Origin of the sequence: Citrobacter sp. 172116965, from assembly GCF_013458095.1 — a bacterium.
Taxonomy (GTDB): Bacteria; Pseudomonadota; Gammaproteobacteria; order Enterobacterales; family Enterobacteriaceae; genus Citrobacter; species Citrobacter braakii.
Window position 1 is genome coordinate 2,506,496 of record NZ_CP046673.1, and the last position, 22,124, is coordinate 2,528,619.

Annotated in this window: 25 protein-coding genes and 5 pseudogenes; 24 read left to right on the plus strand and 6 right to left on the minus strand. The window is 46.3% G+C overall.

The genetic code is table 11. The features are described from left to right. The first annotated feature begins 482 nt into the window (after positions 1–482). Together GPJ68_RS25165 and GPJ68_RS25365 are read left to right on the plus strand one after the other, a co-directional pair. The gene (locus GPJ68_RS25165; RefSeq protein ID WP_255489787.1) at positions 483–638 is read left to right on the plus strand and encodes a hypothetical protein; all 156 of its coding nucleotides are present in this window, start codon (positions 483–485) and stop codon (positions 636–638) included. Positions 639–709: 71 nt separating this feature from the next. Next, positions 710–1,929: pseudogene (locus tag GPJ68_RS25365) on the plus strand (type II secretion system protein GspD). A 451-nt stretch (positions 1,930–2,380) separates the two neighbouring features. On the opposite strand, the gene GPJ68_RS12105 reads toward GPJ68_RS25365, so the two are convergent. Next, positions 2,381–2,590, minus strand: coding sequence for a hypothetical protein (locus GPJ68_RS12105; protein WP_255489792.1), 210 nt, complete (start codon positions 2,588–2,590; stop codon positions 2,381–2,383). 192 nt (positions 2,591–2,782) lie between these two features. Continuing rightward, complete coding sequence (locus GPJ68_RS12110) at positions 2,783–2,971, minus strand: hypothetical protein (protein ID WP_003033726.1); 189 nt, start codon at positions 2,969–2,971, stop codon at positions 2,783–2,785. A gap of 123 nt (positions 2,972–3,094) precedes the next feature. Between GPJ68_RS12110 and GPJ68_RS12115 the strand changes: the two genes are divergently transcribed. The 10 genes and pseudogenes from GPJ68_RS12115 to GPJ68_RS25375 all read left to right on the plus strand — a co-directional run bounded on the left by GPJ68_RS12115 (position 3,095) and on the right by GPJ68_RS25375 (position 9,602). After that, positions 3,095–4,210 carry a phage/plasmid replication protein gene (locus GPJ68_RS12115; protein WP_094543570.1) on the plus strand — a complete coding sequence of 372 codons (1,116 nt, stop codon included), beginning with the start codon at positions 3,095–3,097 and terminating at the stop codon, positions 4,208–4,210. Positions 4,211–4,287: 77 nt separating this feature from the next. Continuing rightward, the gene (locus tag GPJ68_RS12120) at positions 4,288–4,518 is read left to right on the plus strand and encodes a DNA-binding protein G5P (RefSeq protein ID WP_255489794.1); all 231 of its coding nucleotides are present in this window, start codon (positions 4,288–4,290) and stop codon (positions 4,516–4,518) included. A gap of 61 nt (positions 4,519–4,579) precedes the next feature. Next, on the plus strand, positions 4,580–4,804 hold the full coding sequence (locus tag GPJ68_RS12125) for a hypothetical protein (RefSeq protein WP_180837392.1): 225 nt from the start codon (positions 4,580–4,582) through the stop codon (positions 4,802–4,804). 11 nt (positions 4,805–4,815) lie between these two features. After that, entirely contained in the window at positions 4,816–5,064 is a 249-nt protein-coding gene (locus GPJ68_RS12130; RefSeq protein WP_003033737.1) for a hypothetical protein, read from the plus strand. An 85-nt stretch (positions 5,065–5,149) separates the two neighbouring features. Continuing rightward, positions 5,150–6,190, plus strand: a complete 1,041-nt coding sequence (locus tag GPJ68_RS12135) for a hypothetical protein (RefSeq protein WP_180837394.1) — start codon at positions 5,150–5,152, stop codon at positions 6,188–6,190. Between the two features lie 45 nt (positions 6,191–6,235). Then, positions 6,236–6,736: a hypothetical protein gene (locus tag GPJ68_RS12140; protein WP_180837396.1), complete on the plus strand. Its 501-nt coding sequence runs from the start codon at positions 6,236–6,238 to the stop codon at positions 6,734–6,736. Between the two features lie 80 nt (positions 6,737–6,816). Next, positions 6,817–7,008 carry a hypothetical protein gene (locus GPJ68_RS12145; RefSeq protein ID WP_126325776.1) on the plus strand — a complete coding sequence of 64 codons (192 nt, stop codon included), beginning with the start codon at positions 6,817–6,819 and terminating at the stop codon, positions 7,006–7,008. Between the two features lie 10 nt (positions 7,009–7,018). Next, positions 7,019–7,305: pseudogene (locus tag GPJ68_RS25370) on the plus strand (DUF2523 family protein). Between the two features lie 3 nt (positions 7,306–7,308). Next, on the plus strand, positions 7,309–8,343 hold the full coding sequence (locus tag GPJ68_RS12155; protein WP_045911737.1) for a zonular occludens toxin family protein: 1,035 nt from the start codon (positions 7,309–7,311) through the stop codon (positions 8,341–8,343). Next, positions 8,340–9,602: pseudogene (locus GPJ68_RS25375) on the plus strand (type II secretion system protein GspD). The gene GPJ68_RS12155 and the pseudogene GPJ68_RS25375 overlap by 4 nt, the downstream one beginning before the upstream one ends. Positions 9,603–9,987: 385 nt before the next feature. Here GPJ68_RS25375 and GPJ68_RS12165 read toward each other — a convergent pair. Both GPJ68_RS12165 and GPJ68_RS12170 read right to left on the minus strand, forming a co-directional pair. Continuing rightward, positions 9,988–10,254 carry a hypothetical protein gene (locus GPJ68_RS12165; RefSeq protein WP_023277130.1) on the minus strand — a complete coding sequence of 89 codons (267 nt, stop codon included), beginning with the start codon at positions 10,252–10,254 and terminating at the stop codon, positions 9,988–9,990. 192 nt (positions 10,255–10,446) lie between these two features. Next, positions 10,447–10,635, minus strand: a complete 189-nt coding sequence (locus GPJ68_RS12170) for a hypothetical protein (RefSeq protein ID WP_003033726.1) — start codon at positions 10,633–10,635, stop codon at positions 10,447–10,449. 123 nt (positions 10,636–10,758) lie between these two features. On the opposite strand from GPJ68_RS12170, the gene GPJ68_RS12175 reads away from it, so the two are divergent. The 9 genes and pseudogenes from GPJ68_RS12175 to GPJ68_RS25380 form a co-directional block, all read left to right on the plus strand. After that, positions 10,759–11,874, plus strand: coding sequence for a phage/plasmid replication protein (locus GPJ68_RS12175; protein ID WP_094543570.1), 1,116 nt, complete (start codon positions 10,759–10,761; stop codon positions 11,872–11,874). A gap of 16 nt (positions 11,875–11,890) precedes the next feature. Continuing rightward, positions 11,891–12,181, plus strand: a complete 291-nt coding sequence (locus GPJ68_RS12180) for a hypothetical protein (RefSeq protein ID WP_003033731.1) — start codon at positions 11,891–11,893, stop codon at positions 12,179–12,181. 17 nt (positions 12,182–12,198) lie between these two features. Further along, positions 12,199–12,468: a hypothetical protein gene (locus GPJ68_RS12185; protein WP_003033734.1), complete on the plus strand. Its 270-nt coding sequence runs from the start codon at positions 12,199–12,201 to the stop codon at positions 12,466–12,468. 11 nt (positions 12,469–12,479) lie between these two features. After that, positions 12,480–12,728, plus strand: a complete 249-nt coding sequence (locus GPJ68_RS12190) for a hypothetical protein (protein WP_003033737.1) — start codon at positions 12,480–12,482, stop codon at positions 12,726–12,728. Positions 12,729–12,813: 85 nt separating this feature from the next. After that, the gene (locus GPJ68_RS12195; protein WP_180837397.1) at positions 12,814–14,676 is read left to right on the plus strand and encodes a hypothetical protein; all 1,863 of its coding nucleotides are present in this window, start codon (positions 12,814–12,816) and stop codon (positions 14,674–14,676) included. A gap of 10 nt (positions 14,677–14,686) precedes the next feature. Further along, entirely contained in the window at positions 14,687–14,974 is a 288-nt protein-coding gene (locus GPJ68_RS12200) for a DUF2523 family protein (protein WP_003033743.1), read from the plus strand. Positions 14,975–14,977: 3 nt separating this feature from the next. Next, the gene (locus GPJ68_RS12205) at positions 14,978–16,012 is read left to right on the plus strand and encodes a zonular occludens toxin family protein (protein ID WP_045911737.1); all 1,035 of its coding nucleotides are present in this window, start codon (positions 14,978–14,980) and stop codon (positions 16,010–16,012) included. Further along, entirely contained in the window at positions 16,009–17,271 is a 1,263-nt protein-coding gene (locus tag GPJ68_RS12210; RefSeq protein WP_180837388.1) for a type II secretion system protein GspD, read from the plus strand. Before GPJ68_RS12205 ends, GPJ68_RS12210 begins: the two co-directional genes overlap by 4 nt. A gap of 438 nt (positions 17,272–17,709) precedes the next feature. After that, positions 17,710–17,844 (plus strand): annotated as a pseudogene (locus GPJ68_RS25380) (alpha/beta hydrolase); the annotation flags it as partial. 176 nt (positions 17,845–18,020) lie between these two features. Here GPJ68_RS25380 and GPJ68_RS12215 read toward each other — a convergent pair. Further along, complete coding sequence (locus GPJ68_RS12215) at positions 18,021–18,737, minus strand: YebC/PmpR family DNA-binding transcriptional regulator (protein ID WP_049271531.1); 717 nt, start codon at positions 18,735–18,737, stop codon at positions 18,021–18,023. Positions 18,738–19,191: 454 nt separating this feature from the next. On the opposite strand from GPJ68_RS12215, the gene GPJ68_RS12220 reads away from it, so the two are divergent. Both GPJ68_RS12220 and GPJ68_RS12225 read left to right on the plus strand, forming a co-directional pair. Further along, positions 19,192–19,479, plus strand: coding sequence for a VF530 family DNA-binding protein (locus GPJ68_RS12220; RefSeq protein ID WP_016153085.1), 288 nt, complete (start codon positions 19,192–19,194; stop codon positions 19,477–19,479). A 12-nt stretch (positions 19,480–19,491) separates the two neighbouring features. Then, positions 19,492–20,859: a glycoside hydrolase family 10 protein gene (locus GPJ68_RS12225; protein WP_172860443.1), complete on the plus strand. Its 1,368-nt coding sequence runs from the start codon at positions 19,492–19,494 to the stop codon at positions 20,857–20,859. Positions 20,860–20,924: 65 nt separating this feature from the next. Here the strand turns inward: GPJ68_RS12225 and GPJ68_RS12230 are convergent. Beyond that, a pseudogene (locus GPJ68_RS12230) lies at positions 20,925–21,365 on the minus strand (methyl-accepting chemotaxis protein); the annotation flags it as partial. A 55-nt stretch (positions 21,366–21,420) separates the two neighbouring features. Between GPJ68_RS12230 and GPJ68_RS12235 the strand changes: the two are divergent. Next, positions 21,421–22,118 (plus strand): IS1-like element IS1B family transposase gene (locus tag GPJ68_RS12235; RefSeq protein ID WP_095033700.1). Its coding sequence is split into 2 segments (ribosomal slippage): positions 21,421–21,670 and positions 21,670–22,118, totalling 699 coding nucleotides; the frame shifts between segments, so codons are not numbered across the junction. Positions 22,119–22,124 lie beyond the last annotated feature (6 nt).

Consider the following 22,124-nt stretch of genomic DNA (forward strand, 5'->3'; position numbering starts at 1 on the left):
ATTTTGCCGATGAAAAAACGGGCGTAACCTGTGATTAGTTTGGTTATGAATCAGTCGGTTGCCAACCTTCCGCGATTCATTAAAGACCGGGTGGAAACAACGTATCGCATGAGTAAGCATGTGGGCTGGGTCTGCATAACCGCTACCGTGTGGACGTATTTACGGGTATCAAACTGTTTAAGTGAATCTGACGAACAGTTATCAGAATAAATATGACAAGGCGATATTCCCTTTATATAAATCCCATGAAAACGGGCAGGGAAGGGAGCTTGTTACGGATAAGCGTCACAGAATATTTTTAGTTCTAAAATGCTGTGGTTTAAAGCCGCTGGTTTACTGATTCTGGCGGTAATTGCCATTTTTTATTTGTTCTGGTTTTTCACGTCAAACGGTAGTTCAGAGCCTGAACAGCAGACTAAAGATTTACCCGCCGCAAATAATTCAGCAGTCTTTGTGTACCTGCCGCGCCAGCTAAGCCCGTTGTGTCGGACAAATGGCGACTTGCCGGACGGCTTAAACGTGATGGTCAGGCATGGGTTGTTGTTGCAGACACGTCAGGCAGATTGCGTATAGAGCCGGCTTCGCAGTTCAGCTTTGACGGCATGATGATGACGGGTAAATCGACGGCGAAACGGTGACGGTTTATTCAGGGGCGATACGATGAAGCTGATAAACAGGTTTACTTTTTTTACTGGTTCCGGGGCTGGTTATGGCGAAGGGCGTCAGTCTGGAGCTCAACGCTGTTCCGCTGCCGCAGGCGCTGAAATGATTTACGTTCAGGTGTTCGATAAGCCGTTTATGCTTGACCCGGAGCTTGGCAAATCCGATAAGGTGGTGACGTTCCGTATCACGCCGGATATCGATGAACGGGCATTTATTAAGCGCTATCTCGGCAATATGAACATTGCGATTTATAACAAACAGGGCATTGACTACGTGGCGCCGTTCACGCCGAAAGCGTATGTGCCGCCGCAGGAGACCTTTGTTTATCGGCCTCGCTTCCGTTCCGTGGCGTATCTGTCTGACATTCTGGCCGGACAGTTTACCGGGCAGTTTAACAGTCAGCGTAACTCGTTACCGTCCGGGCAGATATCGCCGGAAGCGGCCGTAAGCGGGTACGGCATCGGACTTTATGAACCGTACCGGGGGATGTGCTGGTTTATTATGGCCGGAAGTCAGAGATTAAGCGGTTGCAGACGCTTTTACCGCTGATTGATACTGCCTCTGAAGAAGTGATTGTCGCAGCTTACGTGTTTGAGGTTCAGACCAGTGAGCGTAATGGTTCCGGGCTGGCACTGGCGGCGAAGCTGCTTTCCGGCAAGCTGAATATACAAGATTGGCGCGTCTGGCGGCTTTGATAACTTTATCCGGGTGAATACAGGCTCTCTTGATGCCTGTATGAGCTTTTCAGGACGGACAGTCGTTTTCATGTCGTCAGTTCCCCCCCGCGGCCTCAGGTGAAGGATGGCGCATCTGCCACGTTTTTCAGTCGGTAACGAGGTTCCGGTGCTGGGTCAGGTGAGCTACGCCGACAACAGGCCGATCCAGTCGATTGAATACCGCTCCAGTGGCGTTATCCTCGACGTGAAACCGCAAATCCGGACTGACAATATTGACCTTGTGATTAAGCAGCAGCTTTCCCGCTTTGCGAAGACGGATACGGGCGTGAATAACAGCCCGACGCTGATTAAGCGCGAGGTTAATACGGAGGTATCAGCGGCTGACGGGGATATTATTCTGCTGGGTGGCCTGGCTGAATCGAAGGTCACAAACGCCGATACCGGGTTCAGCTTTCTGCCAAAAGGCTGGCTCACCAGTTCATCTGACGAGAAGAACAAGACGGATATTCTTGTCGTGTTACAGGCGAAAAAAGTCAGGCGCGCCAGCGCCGTGCACGCACCGAGTTCCCACGAGGAGCGCGCGCGGTGATGGTGGCGACGGACGCAGACAGGCGGTGACGTGACGGAATGGCCGGTTTTTATGCCGTCAGGCATGGGAGGCGCTTAGCGCCGGAAGCCCCGCAGCGAAGCGAGGACATAAACAGCATTATGGCGTCAGCCATAATCATTCCCGGCACTGCATAGCCTGTTTTTCATTCCGGCGCACTCAGAAGCGATACGAATGGCGGACGGTCGAAGACGAAAGAAACGTACCAGCGATGACGTTTAATGCCGTGGTGACGGTTACAGGCTGATTTCTGGCTTATCTGCGCACTGGTGCGCATAATGTCAACGCGTTATGTTGAAAAGGCCGCTGCGAAAATAGAATCCCCAGCGGCCTCTTTAGCATAACGTCATTATGCGCATTATGCGCATTAGGGCGTCATTCCTCAGGGTTTCTTCTTCCAATCCCCTGTTTTTCATGGCTTTCTTTTATCATGTTAAAGTAGTGGTTTTTCTGCCGCATCTACAATTTTTCCCATGCTGCGCCTTTCTGGGCCATCACGTCCGTCCAGACCTTCACCTTCTGGCCTCTCCATTTTGACAAAATTGTAGATTGTTTTTACGAGGAATCTTGCTAATTCTGCTCTTGCTACGGGGCTGTCATTCTCTGTTTCATTAAGTACTTGTATTATCTGGTCTTTGTTCATTACCTATACCTTTTATAGTGCGTCATTTGATCTTTGCATAATGGCGTATTTTTGTTTAATCGTTTGACGTCCAGCTTATCTTAATTCCGATTTCGCAAGCTCTGCTGTTGTTCGTTTTTTCGCCGCGAAGCGGTTCGGGGTTCTGTGACACCCGAACTTTAGTACGGTTTCCCGTATTTTCTCCCTGCTCGCTTATTTTTTTTTGCTTTCTGTCTTCAGGAACTTGCGGTAGTCGTCTTCTGTGATCGTCTCTAGCCCTTTGGCGATTATCCATTCGAGCATTTTGGTATCTTTAACTGGAACAGCTAGAGTTGATACCGCTCTAACGGTTTCTTTCTCTATTTTTCGCCATTGAACATCGTTTATGTGCTTTGTAGGCATGCTCTTTCCTCATTCTGCTAGCTTTGCATCATATCTCTAAATTCTTAGAAATGTTGACACTTAGTTTCTCAGGTCTTATAAAAGCACCATGAAATAATTTCTGAGAATCTAAGAAAGGGCGCTATGTTCTTCGACTGGTTAAGTATTGAACAGGATTTCGGCTTTCAACTTCCTATTCTCTCGGATGTTGCTTACCAGCGTATTCATCTTGAAAGTGGTGAGGCTAGTGCGCTTTCTCAGCCAACTTTTCAGCACCGGGGATCTTTCTGTGATGTCGTTTCTATCTCTATCCGTGGATCTGTTCTAAAAATGACGGGCAACCCTTCGCGGTGGGGGCGGCTTGATAATTTATTTGGCTTACCTACCGTTGATGCTTGCGTTATGGTTTTCAATAAGATCCTTCTTGATCTTAAATTGCCTGTTTTCACAAAATGCACTCGTTTAATGCCCGGTCAGTCTAAAGAAACCGAAAAATCTCATATGGTCACTGATGGGGCGTTAATTAAAGAGCTTCACATAACATCTAATAAATCTGTTGGCAAAGGGAATGAGGACGATTATATTTCAGGGCTTTCGACTCAACCCTATAGGAATAGTGTCCCACGGTTGCATTCAAACGGTAAATCTGTTGACTGGTTGTCTAAAAAAGGGAATGTTAATCTTATTTATCCGACTGTATATAATAAGTCACATGAGATTGAGTTACATAGTTTATTAAAAATAAAAAATAAATTCTCTGAGCAGTCAAAAGAGTTTAATTATATTGTTAGTGTGATTGATTATTGTAAGGAAAATGGAATAGTCAGATTTGAACAAAAATTGAAGTCTCGTTTTATTCAAAAACACTCTCTAGGTTTTTGGGGGTTATCTGATTATTCTGTGTTAAATAAGTTACATTCTGATTTTCTGGCGCTTGATGAAAAGTTATCGGTGAATGCTATGGATTTTGAAACTATTAGTGAACATCTTATTACCCGTGGAATAGTTGAAACTACACGGGCAGCTAATACTACAGCTATGTACGCGATCCAATGGTTTCATGGTCATGTTTTTGATTTAAGTAAAAATCAAGTGCGTATTCATCGAGCAAGACTCCGCAAGATTGGTATTGACATTGCGCAAAAATGTAATGTTTCGAAATTCTCTCCTGTTGTTGTCAAGCAAACGCGAGAGATTAAAGTTTCTGATTGTGTTATTCCATCGTGGTATGTAAAACCGTCTCATTTACGAGTTGCATAGAATATAAGGTGTTATTATGAGTAATTTACTTAATTTAGAAACTACTGTTACCGGAAAGATTAAACGCTTTAATAATAGTGGCGGTTTTTTATTATACAACAATTGTTTCTCCTGCGGCTGATGCTTATAGCTTTCCGCCTGTCATTCGTATTAAATCAAAGAAATCATTAGGCCGTATTGGTGATGAAATTACAGACGTACATTGCCGTATTACTGGTTATGAACGGAGTTTCCCATACACTGATAAGCAGACAGGTGAGCAGTCTAAAGGGTATAACGTTGATATGCTGCTTGAATTATTAGAATGAGTTAAGGCGATACTTTTATGTCAGATGAGGTAATCATCAAGACAAAATATTGCAATCCGATATGAGCTTTGGTAGCCCTGACGGATGCGATGAAGTGACTTTGAAATTACCGAAGTCAGAAGTTGTTAAATTACAGTCTTCGGTAGTTTCTCAGGATAAGCCTGTTCCCGATATTGATTATTCAGTCGCGGCGCAATTCTGGGGGCTGGCTTTTACGACAACCTTTTTCCTGTGGCTCTTTGCAAAGGGAATAGGTGAAATTCTTAAACACGTAAGAAATGCATAAAAGGAGTTTTTATGTTTGGTAAGACTAAACAGGCTTTAACCCGTATTGGTGCTTTTACTCTGGCTGTTGCTGCACCTGCTGTATTTGCTGCTGAAGGTGATGTTGTTGGTGGTAAAGGTATTGACCTTACGCCGCTGACTAACAGCGTTAATTTCGGTTCCGTCCTGACCGGAATTATGGCGGTAGCGGGTTCTCTTATTGTTCTGTATGCAGGTTCTGCGGGCGTCCGCTGGATTTTGCGTATGGTTCGTGGCGCTTAATTCATAAAGGTAAGGGGCGTAACAGCCCCTTTATATTTATGGCTCAATATCTTTTTGATTTTATGTGTTTTTTATGGGGGCTTTTATGCGCCTGGGCGGTCATTCAGGGTCTGGAAGGTTAGGTATTACTATATTGTCCTTACTGGTTTCATCCGGTGTACATGCTGATGCAGTAACAGCAGACGGATTTGGACGTGTAATTCAGCAAATGGTTGAAACCCGTGAAGCTCAGGTTGTTTCTCAATCTGCGGGGCGTGTATTCGCAACGGGTGCCAGTTCTCTCGGTATGGGCGCGGGTATCGCTGTCGCTGCGGAGGTTATACGCGAACGTCCTGACGTTTTTGATTCAATCCGCATGTGTGGCGAGAAAGTTGGCAATCCTCAGCTTTGCACCGGAACGTCAGTTTTCGCGGCTGCTTATGGCCTTGCGAAGCATACAATTGACGATTCGATATCTACGGGTATTTCAAGTTTTGGCAGTAATATGATGGCTGCCGGACAGACAACATGGGGATTGCTGGGGCAGGCTGCGGGTGTTATTTCCGTTGCTGACCTTGCTTTAAAGCAGGGCGCAAAAGCTGTTGAATATATTACAAGTGGAATAAAACAGGATGATGGAACTTATTTACTTAATTTGTCCAATGGCGCTACTGTTACTTCTTCTGTTGCACCTTCACCTAAAAGCCCTGTTGCTGTTTATTTGCCCTCTGATGCTACTGGCTTTTCTGCGAAGAATATTCAGGACTCGATAACCCCTTATAATCAGCAGGTTAAACCTGTTCAGATTGCGCCAACCTATTACAATATTGACGCACCACCGCCGATAAGCCAGCCATTTCCGAATGATGTATATCGTGTGTCAGTAAAGGGTACGAAATATCCTTATTCGACTGATATCAGGGATGCAAAGGGCGATGCTGTACTTGTCAGTGATAATCCGGTAATGATTGCGCTTTATAAGTCGATTAATGGTTATTCTCATTCCAATGTGACTTATCATGAGGCTTCTGACGACAATAACTTACATATCAGGATGCCAAGAAATTTTAAGGTTTATTCGGTTTCCGTAAAGACTTTCAGTATGAAAAGCCGAATCCTTATTTTGGTGGATATTCATCGATTGTAACTGTTGTTTTATCTGTTGCGACAACAACGTTACGCTTGAAAATTCATGGATTTATGTAAAAGCGAGAAAGTACCTGCGCCGGGCAGTACGGCTGATAATCCCAAAACGCAGTGGAAAAGTATTTGCCACCCTGAGAAGGCCGTGTATAAAACGACGAATGATGTTCAGGATGTTAAAGACCAGATATTTTTTAATACAGAATTTGATACATCAAATTTACCTCAGGTAATTAATGGCGAGGTTATTGATAATATAGATTTCAAGCCGGAGGAACAGTTAAACCCGGCTGCGCTGGTTAATCTTATTAATGGCCTTGCAGGTCAGACTGTTGTTCAGGAAGGATATCAGGGGATACCGCTTGATAAACCTTTTACGGCGGCTGAACTGACGGCTGCGGCTAATGCTGTTGGCGTAAAACTTGATAAGGCTTGCTTTATAGTCCGGTTGTCGTTCCTCAGTCGTGGGTTAATGCCAGACCCGGTGCGGGAACGGATACAGGTGTACACCCTGGTACAGGCACAGATACCGATACTTCTGTTGATTTAGGTGAAGACCCCGGCATTAAAGCGCCGGAACTTGAAAAACCGCCTACAGGTGAGGAAATTCTCAAGCCAATTACGGAATTAATGCCGGACATTAAAAACCTGAGTATTTCATCGAAGGATGTTCAGTGTCCGGTATGGTCGTTCGAACTCTGGGACAATAAATATTCAATTGATTCTCACTGCGAGCTTCTGGAAAAAATCAGGCCACTTCTGAAAGCGGTATTCCTGCTTATCTGGGGCATTATTTCGCTGCGTATCATTCTGACTGCGTGACGGAGGCGTTATGTTTGGTATTCTGGTTTCAGCCTTTAACGTGGCGCTGGGTTTTGTGCTGCGAACGGTGGTTGTCAAATTATTCTGTTTTTTGGCCTGTACTTTGTCGTACAGGCGTTTGTTCCGGTTCTGGCGTCACTGTTGCCAAAATCTGTTGATATTGCCGGTGTTTTTTCCTCACTGCCTGATAGTGTATGGTATTTCGTGAATCTGTTTATGGTCACGGAAGGGATTAAACTGATGTTTTCAGCATTGTTAACGCGCTTTATTATTCGTCGCATTCCTTTGATTGGTTAATTTATGGCTATTTCTGCGTATGTGGGCATCCCCGGGAGCGGTAAATCTTACGAAGTGGTGGCAAGCGTCATTATTCCCGCCTGTATCGCGGGGCGTCGCATTGTCAGTAATATTTACGGCCTTGCCACGCAAAGTATTTATGATTACTGCGTTGATATTAAAAAGGCAGACAGAGAATCACTTGGAGAAATTTTACTTGTTCAGAATGAAGACGTTCAGAACGAGAATTTCTTTCCCTACAAAACGGATTCAGGCATTGCGGATGATACGTTCTGCCGTCCGGGGGATTTAATCTGTATTGATGAAGCATGGCGCATATGGGAGAACGATAAAGGGATTCCTGCAAATCATCGCTCTTTCATTGCAGAACACCGCCATTTTGCCGATGAAAAAACGGGCGTAACCTGTGATTTAGTGGTTATGAATCAGTCGGTTGCCAACCTTCCGCGATTCATTAAAGACCGGGTGGAAACAACGTATCGCATGAGTAAGCATGTGGCGCTGGGTCTGCATAACCGCTACCGTGTGGACGTATTTACGGGTATCAAACTGTTTAAGTCGAATCTGACGAACAGTTATCAGAATAAATATGACAAGGCGATATTCCCTTTATATAAATCCCATGAAAACGGGCAGGGAAGGGAGCTTGTTACGGATAAGCGTCAGAATATTTTTAGTTCTAAAATGCTGTGGTTTAAAGCCGCTGGTTTACTGATTCTGGCGGTAATTGCCATTTTTTATTTGTTCTGGTTTTTCACGTCAAACGGTAGTTCAGAGCCTGAACAGCAGACTAAAGATTTACCCGCCGCAAATAATTCAGCGTCTTTTGTACCTGCCGCGCCAGCTAAGCCCGTTGTGTCGGACAAATGGCGACTTGCCGGACGGCTTAAACGTGATGGTCAGGCATGGGTTGTTGTTGCAGACACGTCAGGCAGATTGCGTATAGAGCCGGCTTCGCAGTTCAGCTTTGACGGCATGATGATGACGGGTGAAATCGACGGCGAAACGGTGACGGTTTATTCAGGGGCGATACGATGAAGCTGATAACAGGTTTACTTTTTTTACTGGTTCCGGGGCTGGTTATGGCGAAGGGCGTCAGTCTGGAGCTCAACGCTGTTCCGCTGCCGCAGGCGCTGAACATGATTTACGTTCAGGTGTTCGATAAAGCCGTTTATGCTTGACCCGGAGCTTGCCAAATCCGATAAGGTGGTGACGTTCCGTATCACGCCGGATATCGATGAACGGGCATTTATTAAGCGCTATCTCGGCAATATGAACATTGCGATTTATAACAAACAGGGCATTGACTACGTGGCGCCGTTCACGCCGAAAGCGTATGTGCCGCCGCAGGAGACCTTTGTTTATCGGCCTCGCTTCCGTTCCGTGGCGTATCTGTCTGACATTCTGGCCGGACAGTTTACCGGGCAGTTTAACAGTCAGCGTAACTCGTTACCGTCCGGGCAGATATCGCCGGAAGCGGCCGTAGCGGGTACGGCATCGGACTTTATGAACCGTACCGGGGATGTGCTGGTTTATTATGGCCGGAAGTCAAGATTAAGCGGTTGCAGACGCTTTTACCGCTGATTGATACTGCCTCTGAAGAAGTGATTGTCGCAGCTTACGTGTTTGAGGTTCAGACCAGTGAGCGTAATGGTTCCGGGCTGGCACTGGCGGCGAAGCTGCTTTCCGGCAAGCTGAATATACAGATTGGCGCGTCTGGCGGCTTTGATAACTTTATCCGGGTGAATACAGGCTCTCTTGATGCGCTGTATGAGCTTTTCAGGACGGACAGTCGTTTTCATGTCGTCAGTTCCCCGCGGCTCAGGGTGAAGGATGGCGCATCTGCCACGTTTTCAGTCGGTAACGAGGTTCCGGTGCTGGGTCAGGTGAGCTACGCCGACAACAGGCCGATCCAGTCGATTGAATACCGCTCCAGTGGCGTTATCCTCGACGTGAAACCGCAAATCCGGACTGACAATATTGACCTTGTGATTAAGCAGCAGCTTTCCAGCTTTGCGAAGACGGATACGGGCGTGAATAACAGCCCGACGCTGATTAAGCGCGAGGTTAATACGGAGGTATCAGCGGCTGACGGGGATATTATTCTGCTGGGTGGCCTGGCTGAATCGAAGGTCACAAACGCCGATACCGGGTTCAGCTTTCTGCCAAAAGGCTGGCTCACCAGTTCATCTGACGAGAAGAACAAGACGGATATTCTTGTCGTGTTACAGGCGAAAAAAGTCAGGCGCGCCAGCGCCGTGCACGCACCGAGTTCCCACGAGGAGCGCGCGCGGTGATGGTGGCGACGGACGCAGACAGGCGGTGACGTGACGGAATGGCCGGTTTTTATGCCGTCAGGCATGGGAGGCGCTTAGCGCCGGAAGCCCCGCAGCGAAGCGAGGACATAAACAGCATTATGGCGTCAGCCATAATCATTCCCGGCACTGCATAGCCTGTTTTTCATTCCGGCGCACTCAGAAGCGATACGAATGGCGGACGGTCGAAGACGAAAGAACGTACCAGCGATGACCGTTTAATGCCGTGGTGACGGTTACAGGCTGATTTCTGGCTTATCTGCGCACTGGTGCGCATAATGTCAACGCGTTATGTTGAAAAGGCCGCTGCGAAAATAGAATCCCGCAGCGGCCTCTTTAGCATAACGTCATTATGCGCATTAGGGCGTCATTCCTCAGGGTTTCTTCTTCCAATCCCCTGTTTTTCATGGCTTTCTTTTATCATGTTAAAGTAGTGGTTTTCTGCCGCATCTACAATTTTTCCCATGCTGCGCCTTTCTGGGCCATCACGTCCGTCCAGACCTTCACCTTCTGGCCTCTCCATTTTGACAAAATTGTAGATTGTTTTTACGAGGAATCTTGCTAATTCTGCTCTTGCTACGGGGCTGTCATTCTCTGTTTCATTAAGTACTTGTATTATCTGGTCTTTGTTCATTACCTATACCTTTTATAGTGCGTCATTTGATCTTTGCATAATGGCGTATTTTTGTTTAATCGTTTGACGTCCAGCTTATCTTAATTCCGATTTCGCAAGCTCTGCTGTTGTTCGTTTTTTCGCCGCGAAGCGGTTCGGGGTTCTGTGACACCCGAACTTTAGTACGGTTTCCCGTATTTTCTCCCTGCTCGCTTATTTTTTTTTGCTTTCTGTCTTCAGGAACTTGCGGTAGTCGTCTTCTGTGATCGTCTCTAGCCCTTTGGCGATTATCCATTCGAGCATTTTGGTATCTTTAACTGGAACAGCTAGAGTTGATACCGCTCTAACGGTTTCTTTCTCTATTTTTCGCCATTGAACATCGTTTATGTGCTTTGTAGGCATGCTCTTTCCTCATTCTGCTAGCTTTGCATCATATCTCTAAATTCTTAGAAATGTTGACACTTAGTTTCTCAGGTCTTATAAAAGCACCATGAAATAATTTCTGAGAATCTAAGAAAGGGCGCTATGTTCTTCGACTGGTTAAGTATTGAACAGGATTTCGGCTTTCAACTTCCTATTCTCTCGGATGTTGCTTACCAGCGTATTCATCTTGAAAGTGGTGAGGCTAGTGCGCTTTCTCAGCCAACTTTTCAGCACCGGGGATCTTTCTGTGATGTCGTTTCTATCTCTATCCGTGGATCTGTTCTAAAAATGACGGGCAACCCTTCGCGGTGGGGGCGGCTTGATAATTTATTTGGCTTACCTACCGTTGATGCTTGCGTTATGGTTTTCAATAAGATCCTTCTTGATCTTAAATTGCCTGTTTTCACAAAATGCACTCGTTTAATGCCCGGTCAGTCTAAAGAAACCGAAAAATCTCATATGGTCACTGATGGGGCGTTAATTAAAGAGCTTCACATAACATCTAATAAATCTGTTGGCAAAGGGAATGAGGACGATTATATTTCAGGGCTTTCGACTCAACCCTATAGGAATAGTGTCCCACGGTTGCATTCAAACGGTAAATCTGTTGACTGGTTGTCTAAAAAAGGGAATGTTAATCTTATTTATCCGACTGTATATAATAAGTCACATGAGATTGAGTTACATAGTTTATTAAAAATAAAAAATAAATTCTCTGAGCAGTCAAAAGAGTTTAATTATATTGTTAGTGTGATTGATTATTGTAAGGAAAATGGAATAGTCAGATTTGAACAAAAATTGAAGTCTCGTTTTATTCAAAAACACTCTCTAGGTTTTTGGGGGTTATCTGATTATTCTGTGTTAAATAAGTTACATTCTGATTTTCTGGCGCTTGATGAAAAGTTATCGGTGAATGCTATGGATTTTGAAACTATTAGTGAACATCTTATTACCCGTGGAATAGTTGAAACTACACGGGCAGCTAATACTACAGCTATGTACGCGATCCAATGGTTTCATGGTCATGTTTTTGATTTAAGTAAAAATCAAGTGCGTATTCATCGAGCAAGACTCCGCAAGATTGGTATTGACATTGCGCAAAAATGTAATGTTTCGAAATTCTCTCCTGTTGTTGTCAAGCAAACGCGAGAGATTAAAGTTTCTGATTGTGTTATTCCATCGTGGTATGTAAAACCGTCTCATTTACGAGTTGCATAGAATATAAGGTGTTATTATGAGTAATTTACTTAATTTAGAAACTACTGTTACCGGAAAGATTAAACGCTTTAATAATAGTGGCGGTTTTTATTATACAACAATTGTTTCTCCTGCGGCTGATGCTTATAGCTTTCCGCCTGTCATTCGTATTAAATCAAAGAAATCATTAGGCCGTATTGGTGATGAAATTACAGACGTACATTGCCGTATTACTGGTTATGAACGGAGTTTCCCATACACTGATAAGCAGACAGGTGAGCAGTCTAAAGGGTATAACGTTGATATGCTGCTTGAATTATTAGAATGAGTTAAGGCGATACTTTTATGTCAGATGAGGTAATCATCAAGACAAAATATTGCAATCCGAATATGAGCTTTGGTAGCCCTGACGGATGCGATGAAGTGACTTTGAAATTACCGAAGTCAGAAGTTGTTAAATTACAGTCTTCGGTAGTTTCTCAGGATAAGCCTGTTCCCGATATTGATTATTCAGTCGCGGCGCAATTCTGGGGGCTGGCTTTTACGACAACCTTTTTCCTGTGGCTCTTTGCAAAGGGAATAGGTGAAATTCTTAAACACGTAAGAAATGCATAAAAGGAGTTTTTATGTTTGGTAAGACTAAACAGGCTTTAACCCGTATTGGTGCTTTTACTCTGGCTGTTGCTGCACCTGCTGTATTTGCTGCTGAAGGTGATGTTGTTGGTGGTAAAGGTATTGACCTTACGCCGCTGACTAACAGCGTTAATTTCGGTTCCGTCCTGACCGGAATTATGGCGGTAGCGGGTTCTCTTATTGTTCTGTATGCAGGTTCTGCGGGCGTCCGCTGGATTTTGCGTATGGTTCGTGGCGCTTAATTCATAAAGGTAAGGGGCGTAACAGCCCCTTTATATTTATGGCTCAATATCTTTTTGATTTTATGTGTTTTTTATGGGGGCTTTTATGCGCCTGGGCGGTCATTCAGGGTCTGGAAGGTTAGGTATTACTATATTGTCCTTACTGGTTTCATCCGGTGTACATGCTGATGCAGTAACAGCAGACGGATTTGGACGTGTAATTCAGCAAATGGTTGAAACCCGTGAAGCTCAGGTTGTTTCTCAATCTGCGGGGCGTGTATTCGCAACGGGTGCCAGTTCTCTCGGTATGGGCGCGGGTATCGCTGTCGCTGCGGAGGTTATACGCGAACGTCCTGACGTTTTTGATTCAATCCGCATGTGTGGCGAGAAAGTTGGCAATCCTCAGCTTTGCACCGGAACGTCAGTTTTCGCGGCTGCTTATGGCCTTGCGAAGCATACAATTGACGATTCGATATCTACGGGTATTTCAAGTTTTGGCAGTAATATGATGGCTGCCGGACAGACAACATGGGGATTGCTGGGGCAGGCTGCGGGTGTTATTTCCGTTGCTGACCTTGCTTTAAAGCAGGGCGCAAAAGCTGTTGAATATATTACAAGTGGAATAAAACAGGATGATGGAACTTATTTACTTAATTTGTCCAATGGCGCTACTGTTACTTCTTCTGTTGCACCTTCACCTAAAAGCCCTGTTGCTGTTTATTTGCCCTCTGATGCTACTGGCTTTTCTGCGAAGAATATTCAGGACTCGATAACCCCTTATAATCAGCAGGTTAAACCTGTTCAGATTGCGCCAACCTATTACAATATTGACGCACCACCGCCGATAAGCCAGCCATTTCCGAATGATGTATATCGTGTGTCAGTAAAGGGTACGAAATATCCTTATTCGACTGATATCAGGGATGCAAAGGGCGATGCTGTACTTGTCAGTGATAATCCGGTAATGATTGCGCTTTATAAGTCGATTAATGGTTATTCTCATTCCAATGTGACTTATCATGAGGCTTCTGACGACAATAACTTACATATCAGGATGCCAAGAAATTTTAAGGTTTATTCGGTTTCCGTTAAAGACTTTCAGTATGAAAAGCCGAATCCTTATTTTGGTGGATATTCATCGATTGTAACTGTTGTTTTATCTGTTGCGACAACAACGGTTACGCTTGAAAATTCATGGGATTTATGTAAAAGCGAGAAAGTACCTGCGCCGGGCAGTACGGCTGATAATCCCAAAACGCAGTGGAAAAGTATTTGCCACCCTGAGAAGGCCGTGTATAAAACGACGAATGATGTTCAGGATGTTAAAGACCAGATATTTTTTAATACAGAATTTGATACATCAAATTTACCTCAGGTAATTAATGGCGAGGTTATTGATAATATAGATTTCAAGCCGGAGGAACAGTTAAACCCGGCTGCGCTGGTTAATCTTATTAATGGCCTTGCAGGTCAGACTGTTGTTCAGGAAGGATATCAGGGGATACCGCTTGATAAACCTTTTACGGCGGCTGAACTGACGGCTGCGGCTAATGCTGTTGGCGTAAAACTTGATAAGGGCTTGCTTTATAGTCCGGTTGTCGTTCCTCAGTCGTGGGTTAATGCCAGACCCGGTGCGGGAACGGATACAGGTGTACACCCTGGTACAGGCACAGATACCGATACTTCTGTTGATTTAGGTGAAGACCCCGGCATTAAAGCGCCGGAACTTGAAAAACCGCCTACAGGTGAGGAAATTCTCAAGCCAATTACGGAATTAATGCCGGACATTAAAAACCTGAGTATTTCATCGAAGGATGTTCAGTGTCCGGTATGGTCGTTCGAACTCTGGGACAATAAATATTCAATTGATTCTCACTGCGAGCTTCTGGAAAAAATCAGGCCACTTCTGAAAGCGGTATTCCTGCTTATCTGGGGCATTATTTCGCTGCGTATCATTCTGACTGCGTGACGGAGGCGTTATGTTTGGTATTCTGGTTTCAGCCTTTAACGTGGCGCTGGGTTTTGTGCTGCGAACGGTGGTTGTCAAATTTATTCTGTTTTTTGGCCTGTACTTTGTCGTACAGGCGTTTGTTCCGGTTCTGGCGTCACTGTTGCCAAAATCTGTTGATATTGCCGGGTTGTTTTCCTCACTGCCTGATAGTGTATGGTATTTCGTGAATCTGTTTATGGTCACGGAAGGGATTAAACTGATGTTTTCAGCATTGTTAACGCGCTTTATTATTCGTCGCATTCCTTTGATTGGTTAATTTATGGCTATTTCTGCGTATGTGGGCATCCCCGGGAGCGGTAAATCTTACGAAGTGGTGGCAAGCGTCATTATTCCCGCCTGTATCGCGGGGCGTCGCATTGTCAGTAATATTTACGGCCTTGCCACGCAAAGTATTTATGATTACTGCGTTGATATTAAAAAGGCAGACAGAGAATCACTTGGAGAAATTTTACTTGTTCAGAATGAAGACGTTCAGAACGAGAATTTCTTTCCCTACAAAACGGATTCAGGCATTGCGGATGATACGTTCTGCCGTCCGGGGGATTTAATCTGTATTGATGAAGCATGGCGCATATGGGAGAACGATAAAGGGATTCCTGCAAATCATCGCTCTTTCATTGCAGAACACCGCCATTTTGCCGATGAAAAAACGGGCGTAACCTGTGATTTAGTGGTTATGAATCAGTCGGTTGCCAACCTTCCGCGATTCATTAAAGACCGGGTGGAAACAACGTATCGCATGAGTAAGCATGTGGCGCTGGGTCTGCATAACCGCTACCGTGTGGACGTATTTACGGGTATCAAACTGTTTAAGTCGAATCTGACGAACAGTTATCAGAATAAATATGACAAGGCGATATTCCCTTTATATAAATCCCATGAAAACGGGCAGGGAAGGGAGCTTGTTACGGATAAGCGTCAGAATATTTTTAGTTCTAAAATGCTGTGGTTTAAAGCCGCTGGTTTACTGATTCTGGCGGTAATTGCCATTTTTTATTTGTTCTGGTTTTTCACGTCAAACGGTAGTTCAGAGCCTGAACAGCAGACTAAAGATTTACCCGCCGCAAATAATTCAGCGTCTTTTGTACCTGCCGCGCCAGCTAAGCCCGTTGTGTCGGACAAATGGCGACTTGCCGGACGGCTTAAACGTGATGGTCAGGCATGGGTTGTTGTTGCAGACACGTCAGGCAGATTGCGTATAGAGCCGGCTTCGCAGTTCAGCTTTGACGGCATGATGATGACGGGTGAAATCGACGGCGAAACGGTGACGGTTTATTCAGGGGCGATACGATGAAGCTGATAACAGGTTTACTTTTTTTACTGGTTCCGGGGCTGGTTATGGCGAAGGGCGTCAGTCTGGAGCTCAACGCTGTTCCGCTGCCGCAGGCGCTGAACATGATTTACGTTCAGGTGTTCGATAAGCCGTTTATGCTTGACCCGGAGCTTGCCAAATCCGATAAGGTGGTGACGTTCCGTATCACGCCGGATATCGATGAACGGGCATTTATTAAGCGCTATCTCGGCAATATGAACATTGCGATTTATAACAAACAGGGCATTGACTACGTGGCGCCGTTCACGCCGAAAGCGTATGTGCCGCCGCAGGAGACCTTTGTTTATCGGCCTCGCTTCCGTTCCGTGGCGTATCTGTCTGACATTCTGGCCGGACAGTTTACCGGGCAGTTTAACAGTCAGCGTAACTCGTTACCGTCCGGGCAGATATCGCCGGAAGCGGCCGTAGCGGGTACGGCATCGGACTTTATGAACCGTACCGGGGATGTGCTGGTTTATTATGGCCGGAAGTCAGAGATTAAGCGGTTGCAGACGCTTTTACCGCTGATTGATACTGCCTCTGAAGAAGTGATTGTCGCAGCTTACGTGTTTGAGGTTCAGACCAGTGAGCGTAATGGTTCCGGGCTGGCACTGGCGGCGAAGCTGCTTTCCGGCAAGCTGAATATACAGATTGGCGCGTCTGGCGGCTTTGATAACTTTATCCGGGTGAATACAGGCTCTCTTGATGCGCTGTATGAGCTTTTCAGGACGGACAGTCGTTTTCATGTCGTCAGTTCCCCGCGGCTCAGGGTGAAGGATGGCGCATCTGCCACGTTTTCAGTCGGTAACGAGGTTCCGGTGCTGGGTCAGGTGAGCTACGCCGACAACAGGCCGATCCAGTCGATTGAATACCGCTCCAGTGGCGTTATCCTCGACGTGAAACCGCAAATCCGGACTGACAATATTGACCTTGTGATTAAGCAGCAGCTTTCCAGCTTTGCGAAGACGGATACGGGCGTGAATAACAGCCCGACGCTGATTAAGCGCGAGGTTAATACGGAGGTATCAGCGGCTGACGGGGATATTATTCTGCTGGGTGGCCTGGCTGAATCGAAGGTCACAAACGCCGATACCGGGTTCAGCTTTCTGCCAAAAGGCTGGCTCACCAGTTCATCTGACGAGAAGAACAAGACGGATATTCTTGTCGTGTTACAGGCGAAAAAAGTCAGGCGCGCCAGCGCCGTGCACGCACCGAGTTCCCACGAGGAGCGCGCGCGGTGATGGTGGCGACGGACGCAGACAGGCGGTGACGTGACGGAATGGCCGGTTTTTATGCCGTCAGGCATGGGAGGCGCTTAGCGCCGGAAGCCCCGCAGCGAAGCGAGGACATAAACAGCATTATGGCGTCAGCCATAATCATTCCCGGCACTGCATAGCCTGTTTTTCATTCCGGCGCACTCAGAAGCGATACGAATGGCGGACGGTCGAAGACGAAAGAACGTACCAGCGATGACCGTTTAATGCCGTGGTGACGGTTACAGGCTGATTTCTGGCTTATCTGCGCACTGGTGCGCATAATGTATATTATGTTAAATGCAATTTGGTATTTGATGGATGCTTAGTTCATACCCCTTAGCTGACGCCGTTCCATCAAATCCTTACCCTTCCCTTATCTGCTACGGTAACAAGTTTTCGTCAGATGACCCCGAATGCAGATCCCTCTTTAGCCATTCTCAGTTTGGCGGTTCCGGTTGGTACACAGTGATGAAAAACGATAAGGTCAGAGCTGTTGTCGCCTTCGAGTCAGGAAGCCAGGAAGCGGTTTTTTTCATTCCTGGAAAAGCTCCCCCTGCTAATCCTGACTGAAAACTGCTGGACATGACTGTCTGCCTTGAGCAAAAGCAGACAGTCACTTTGATTTTCTACCGTAAATTTTTTCTTTTTTTATAATCAATGTATCGGGCTAGATATTTTTGTAACAACTTTATAAGTTAAAGATCTGCCGCAATAACAGATTCCTTTATTTATAATTAGAGGTTTGCAACGTTGTGATAGACTTTTTGAACATCATCGTCATCTTCAAGGGCATCAACGAGTCCTGCAAAGATTTCTAAATCTTCTGGTGAAAGTTCAACTTCTGATTGAGCAATCATTTCTAATTCTGTTGTTGAGAATTCATTAATCCCAGCGGCTTTCAGGGCTGCAATTCCTTTATGAAGGTCTGTAGATTCAGTATAAATAACGATGTTTCCCTCTTCTTCGGTTACATCGCGAACATCTACATCAGCATTAAGCAAAATTTCAAAAATATGGTCAGGATCTGTTCCTTCAAATACAATCACCCCGGTATTGTCAAACATATAGCTGACAGCACCTGCCGCTCCGATATTCCCGCCTTTTTTATTGAAAATTGAGCGGACATTAGCAATCGTACGGTTAACATTTGACGTCAACGTTTCAGCGATAATCAGTGAACCACTTGGACCAAAGCCTTCATAGCGCCCTTGCACGAACGTTTCATCGCTGCCGCCTTTGGCTTTATCAATTGCTTTATCAATAACGTGTTTGGGAACCTGTGCTTGTTTCGCACGTTCAATAACGAATTTTAAAGCTGAGTTTGATTCTGGGTCTGGTTCACCTTGTTTGGCAGCAGCATAGATTTCTACACCGAATTTTGCATATATATTAGACGTTGCACCGTCTTTAGCAGTTTTTTTAGCAACAATATTTGCCCATTTACGTCCCACTGGAATAGTCTCCTCAGAAATTCATTTACATTACATGCAGATTAATAGCCTGCAAATTTTTCCGCAATATTATATCATGATATGTAAACTCTCGTCCATGAAAAACAAAATATCCATGTTTTACTAAATGTTACTTTAATTTTATCAATAGTTAACATTATGGATATGTTATTTTCGTTTTTTTTAGATCTTTTGTTTTTTTATTTTAATAGTCGAATGACAGCGATAATACATAAATAAAGAGAAACTGGAGTAACAATCCAGGTATAAATACCCACTTAAGATTAATGAACGCATCTAATCCAGATCTTTTCTTCAGCAATGTCTGGCTGATGTTTACTTCTTAATCATGAAAGCCTGAGGAACAGATGCCATTGCTGGTCGCCCCGCTTTCTTGTAACCTTCTTCCCGTTGCACTACTGACAAAATCTGGAACCACTGAACTGGACTTCATATGAATGCTCATATTTCTAAAGACCCTTTACATGGCGTAACGCTTGAAATGCAGGTCAATGCACTGGTTGATCGTTATGGTTGGGCTGAGCTGGCGCAACGCATTAATATCAACTGCTTTAAAAATGAGCCGAGCGTTAAATCCAGTTTGAAGTTTCTGCGCCGCACGCCCTGGGCGCGGGCAGAAGTTGAAGCGCTGTACCTGGATTCACTGCATGACCTTGCCTCAAATAACACCACCGAACCGGCGTTCGATCCCTGGGCTAACAGCCGCAACAAGAAGAATTAAGAGCAAAATCTGATGTCAGCATCCGGTTTTATTTCAGCAAATTATCAGAAAAAACTGGCGAATATTCTCGCCCGTTCCCGAGCCAGGCTGCCGCGAACCAACATGAAATGGTTTGCGCTGCTCGTAGGCAGTATGTTGCTACTTGGCAGTTGTTCTTCACAGCCGCCCGGTTCAAAAATCACCCCACTGCCCCCGGTGGGCAAACCACAGCAGAGCAAGGAGCCGGTGCGCGGTATCTGGCTGGCAACGGTTTCGCGTCTTGACTGGCCGCCGATTTCATCCGTCAACATCAGCTCGCCTGCCGTTCGTATCAGCCAGCAGCAAAAGGCGCTGACTGACAAGCTGGATAACCTGAAACGTCTTGGTATTAACACCGTTTTTTTCCAGGTGAAGCCCGATGCCACTGCGTTGTGGCATTCTACAATCTTGCCGTGGTCAGATACCCTGACCGGTAAGATTGGTCAGGATCCTGGTTACGATCCGTTACGGTTTATGCTCGATGAAGCGCATAAACGCGGAATGAAAGTCCATGCCTGGTTTAACCCCTACCGCGTGTCCGTGAACACTAAACCGGCAACGGTTACCGAATTAAACAACACGCTGTCACAGACGCCTTCCAGCGTTTTTGTCCTGCATCGGGACTGGATCCGTACCTCGGCCGAGCGTTTTGTGTTAGATCCCGGTATTCCCGAAGTGCGTGACTGGATAACCAGCATCGTGGCTGAAGTGGTTGAGAATTACCCGGTTGACGGCGTGCAATTCGATGATTACTTCTATACCGAGTCTCCCGGCTCTGCGCTCAACGACAGCCAGACCTTCAGAAGATACGGCCAGGGATTTGTCTCCAAAGCTGACTGGCGGCGCGATAACACGCAACGCCTGATCGCTCAGGTTTCACGAACCATCAAGAAACTCAAACCTGAAGTTGAATTTGGCGTCAGCCCTGCGGGCGTGTGGCGCAACCGTTCGCACGATCCGGCGGGCTCCGACACGCGCGGCGCGGCAGCCTATGATGAATCGTATGCGGACACCCGCCGCTGGGTGCAACAAGGCTTGCTGGACTACATCGCCCCGCAGCTGTACTGGCCTTTTGCCCGCGACGCGGCGCGTTACGATGTGTTGGCGAAATGGTGGGCAGATGTCGTCAAATCAACCAACACACGCCTGTATATTGGGGTGGCGTTGTACAAAGTCGGTGAGCCGTCGCGAAAAGAACCTGACTGGACGGTTAAAGGCGGCGTGCCGGAGCTAAAAAAACAGCTCGATCTGAACGAGTCTGAACCGCACATTAACGGCACAATTTTGTTTCGCGAAGATTACCTTAATCAGCCGCAAACGCAGGAAGCCGTGACCTATATTCGCAGTCGTTGGGGGCGTTAATGGTCGTCCGTATTGGATTTATAACGCAAAAGCGTCCGGTTATACGGACGCTCTTAACCGATCCATCAGGCAACTGAAGGCTCAGGCAATCTGAATGATGAGACCAGCATCGCCAGCTGTTCCGCCTCCTCTTTCAGCGCCTGCGTTCGCGCGGCGGCATCATCTATTAACGAGGCGTTTTGCTGAACGGTGCTGTCCATTTCGGTAACAGCCAGCGTAACTTCGGAAACGCCCTTGCGTTGTTCTTCACCCGCAACGCGTATTTCCCCCATCAACTGACGTACCTGACGTACATTACTGACCAGTTCTCCCAGACGTTCGCCCGCATTGTGAATTTGCTGACTTCCGCTACCTACATGAGAAACGGATTCATCAATCAACGCCTTTATTTCCTGCGCGGCAGTGGCGCTGCGCTGGGCCAGCGTGCGTACTTCGGAGGCCACAACGGCAAACCCTCTCCCGGCATCACCTGCTCTGGCGGCTTCAACCGCGGCATTCAGGGCGAGGGTGATGCTGCCAACTTACTGATTTAGTGTATGATGGTGTTTTTGAGGTGCTCCAGTGGCTTCTGTTTCTATCAGCTGTCCCTCCTGTTCAGCTACTGACGGGGTGGTGCGTAACGGCAAAAGCACCGCCGGACATCAGCGCTATCTCTGCTCTCACTGCCGTAAAACATGGCAACTGCAGTTCACTTACACCGCTTCTCAACCCGGTACGCACCAGAAAATCATTGATATGGCCATGAATGGCGTTGGATGCCGGGCAACCGCCCGCATTATGGGCGTTGGCCTCAACACGATTTTCCGCCATTTAAAAAACTCAGGCCGCAGTCGGTAACCTCGCGCATACAGCCGGGCAGTGACGTCATCGTCTGCGCGGAAATGGACGAACAGTGGGGATACGTCGGGGCTAAATCGCGCCAGCGCTGGCTGTTTTACGCGTATGACAGGCTCCGGAAGACGGTTGTTGCGCACGTATTCGGTGAACGCACTATGGCGACGCTGGGGCGTCTTATGAGCCTGCTGTCACCCTTTGACGTGGTGATATGGATGACGGATGGCTGGCCGCTGTATGAATCCCGCCTGAAGGGAAAGCTGCACGTAATCAGCAAGCGATATACGCAGCGAATTGAGCGGCATAACCTGAATCTGAGGCAGCACCTGGCACGGCTGGGACGGAAGTCGCTGTCGTTCTCAAAATCGGTGGAGCTGCATGACAAAGTCATCGGGCATTATCTGAACATAAAACACTATCAATAAGTTGGA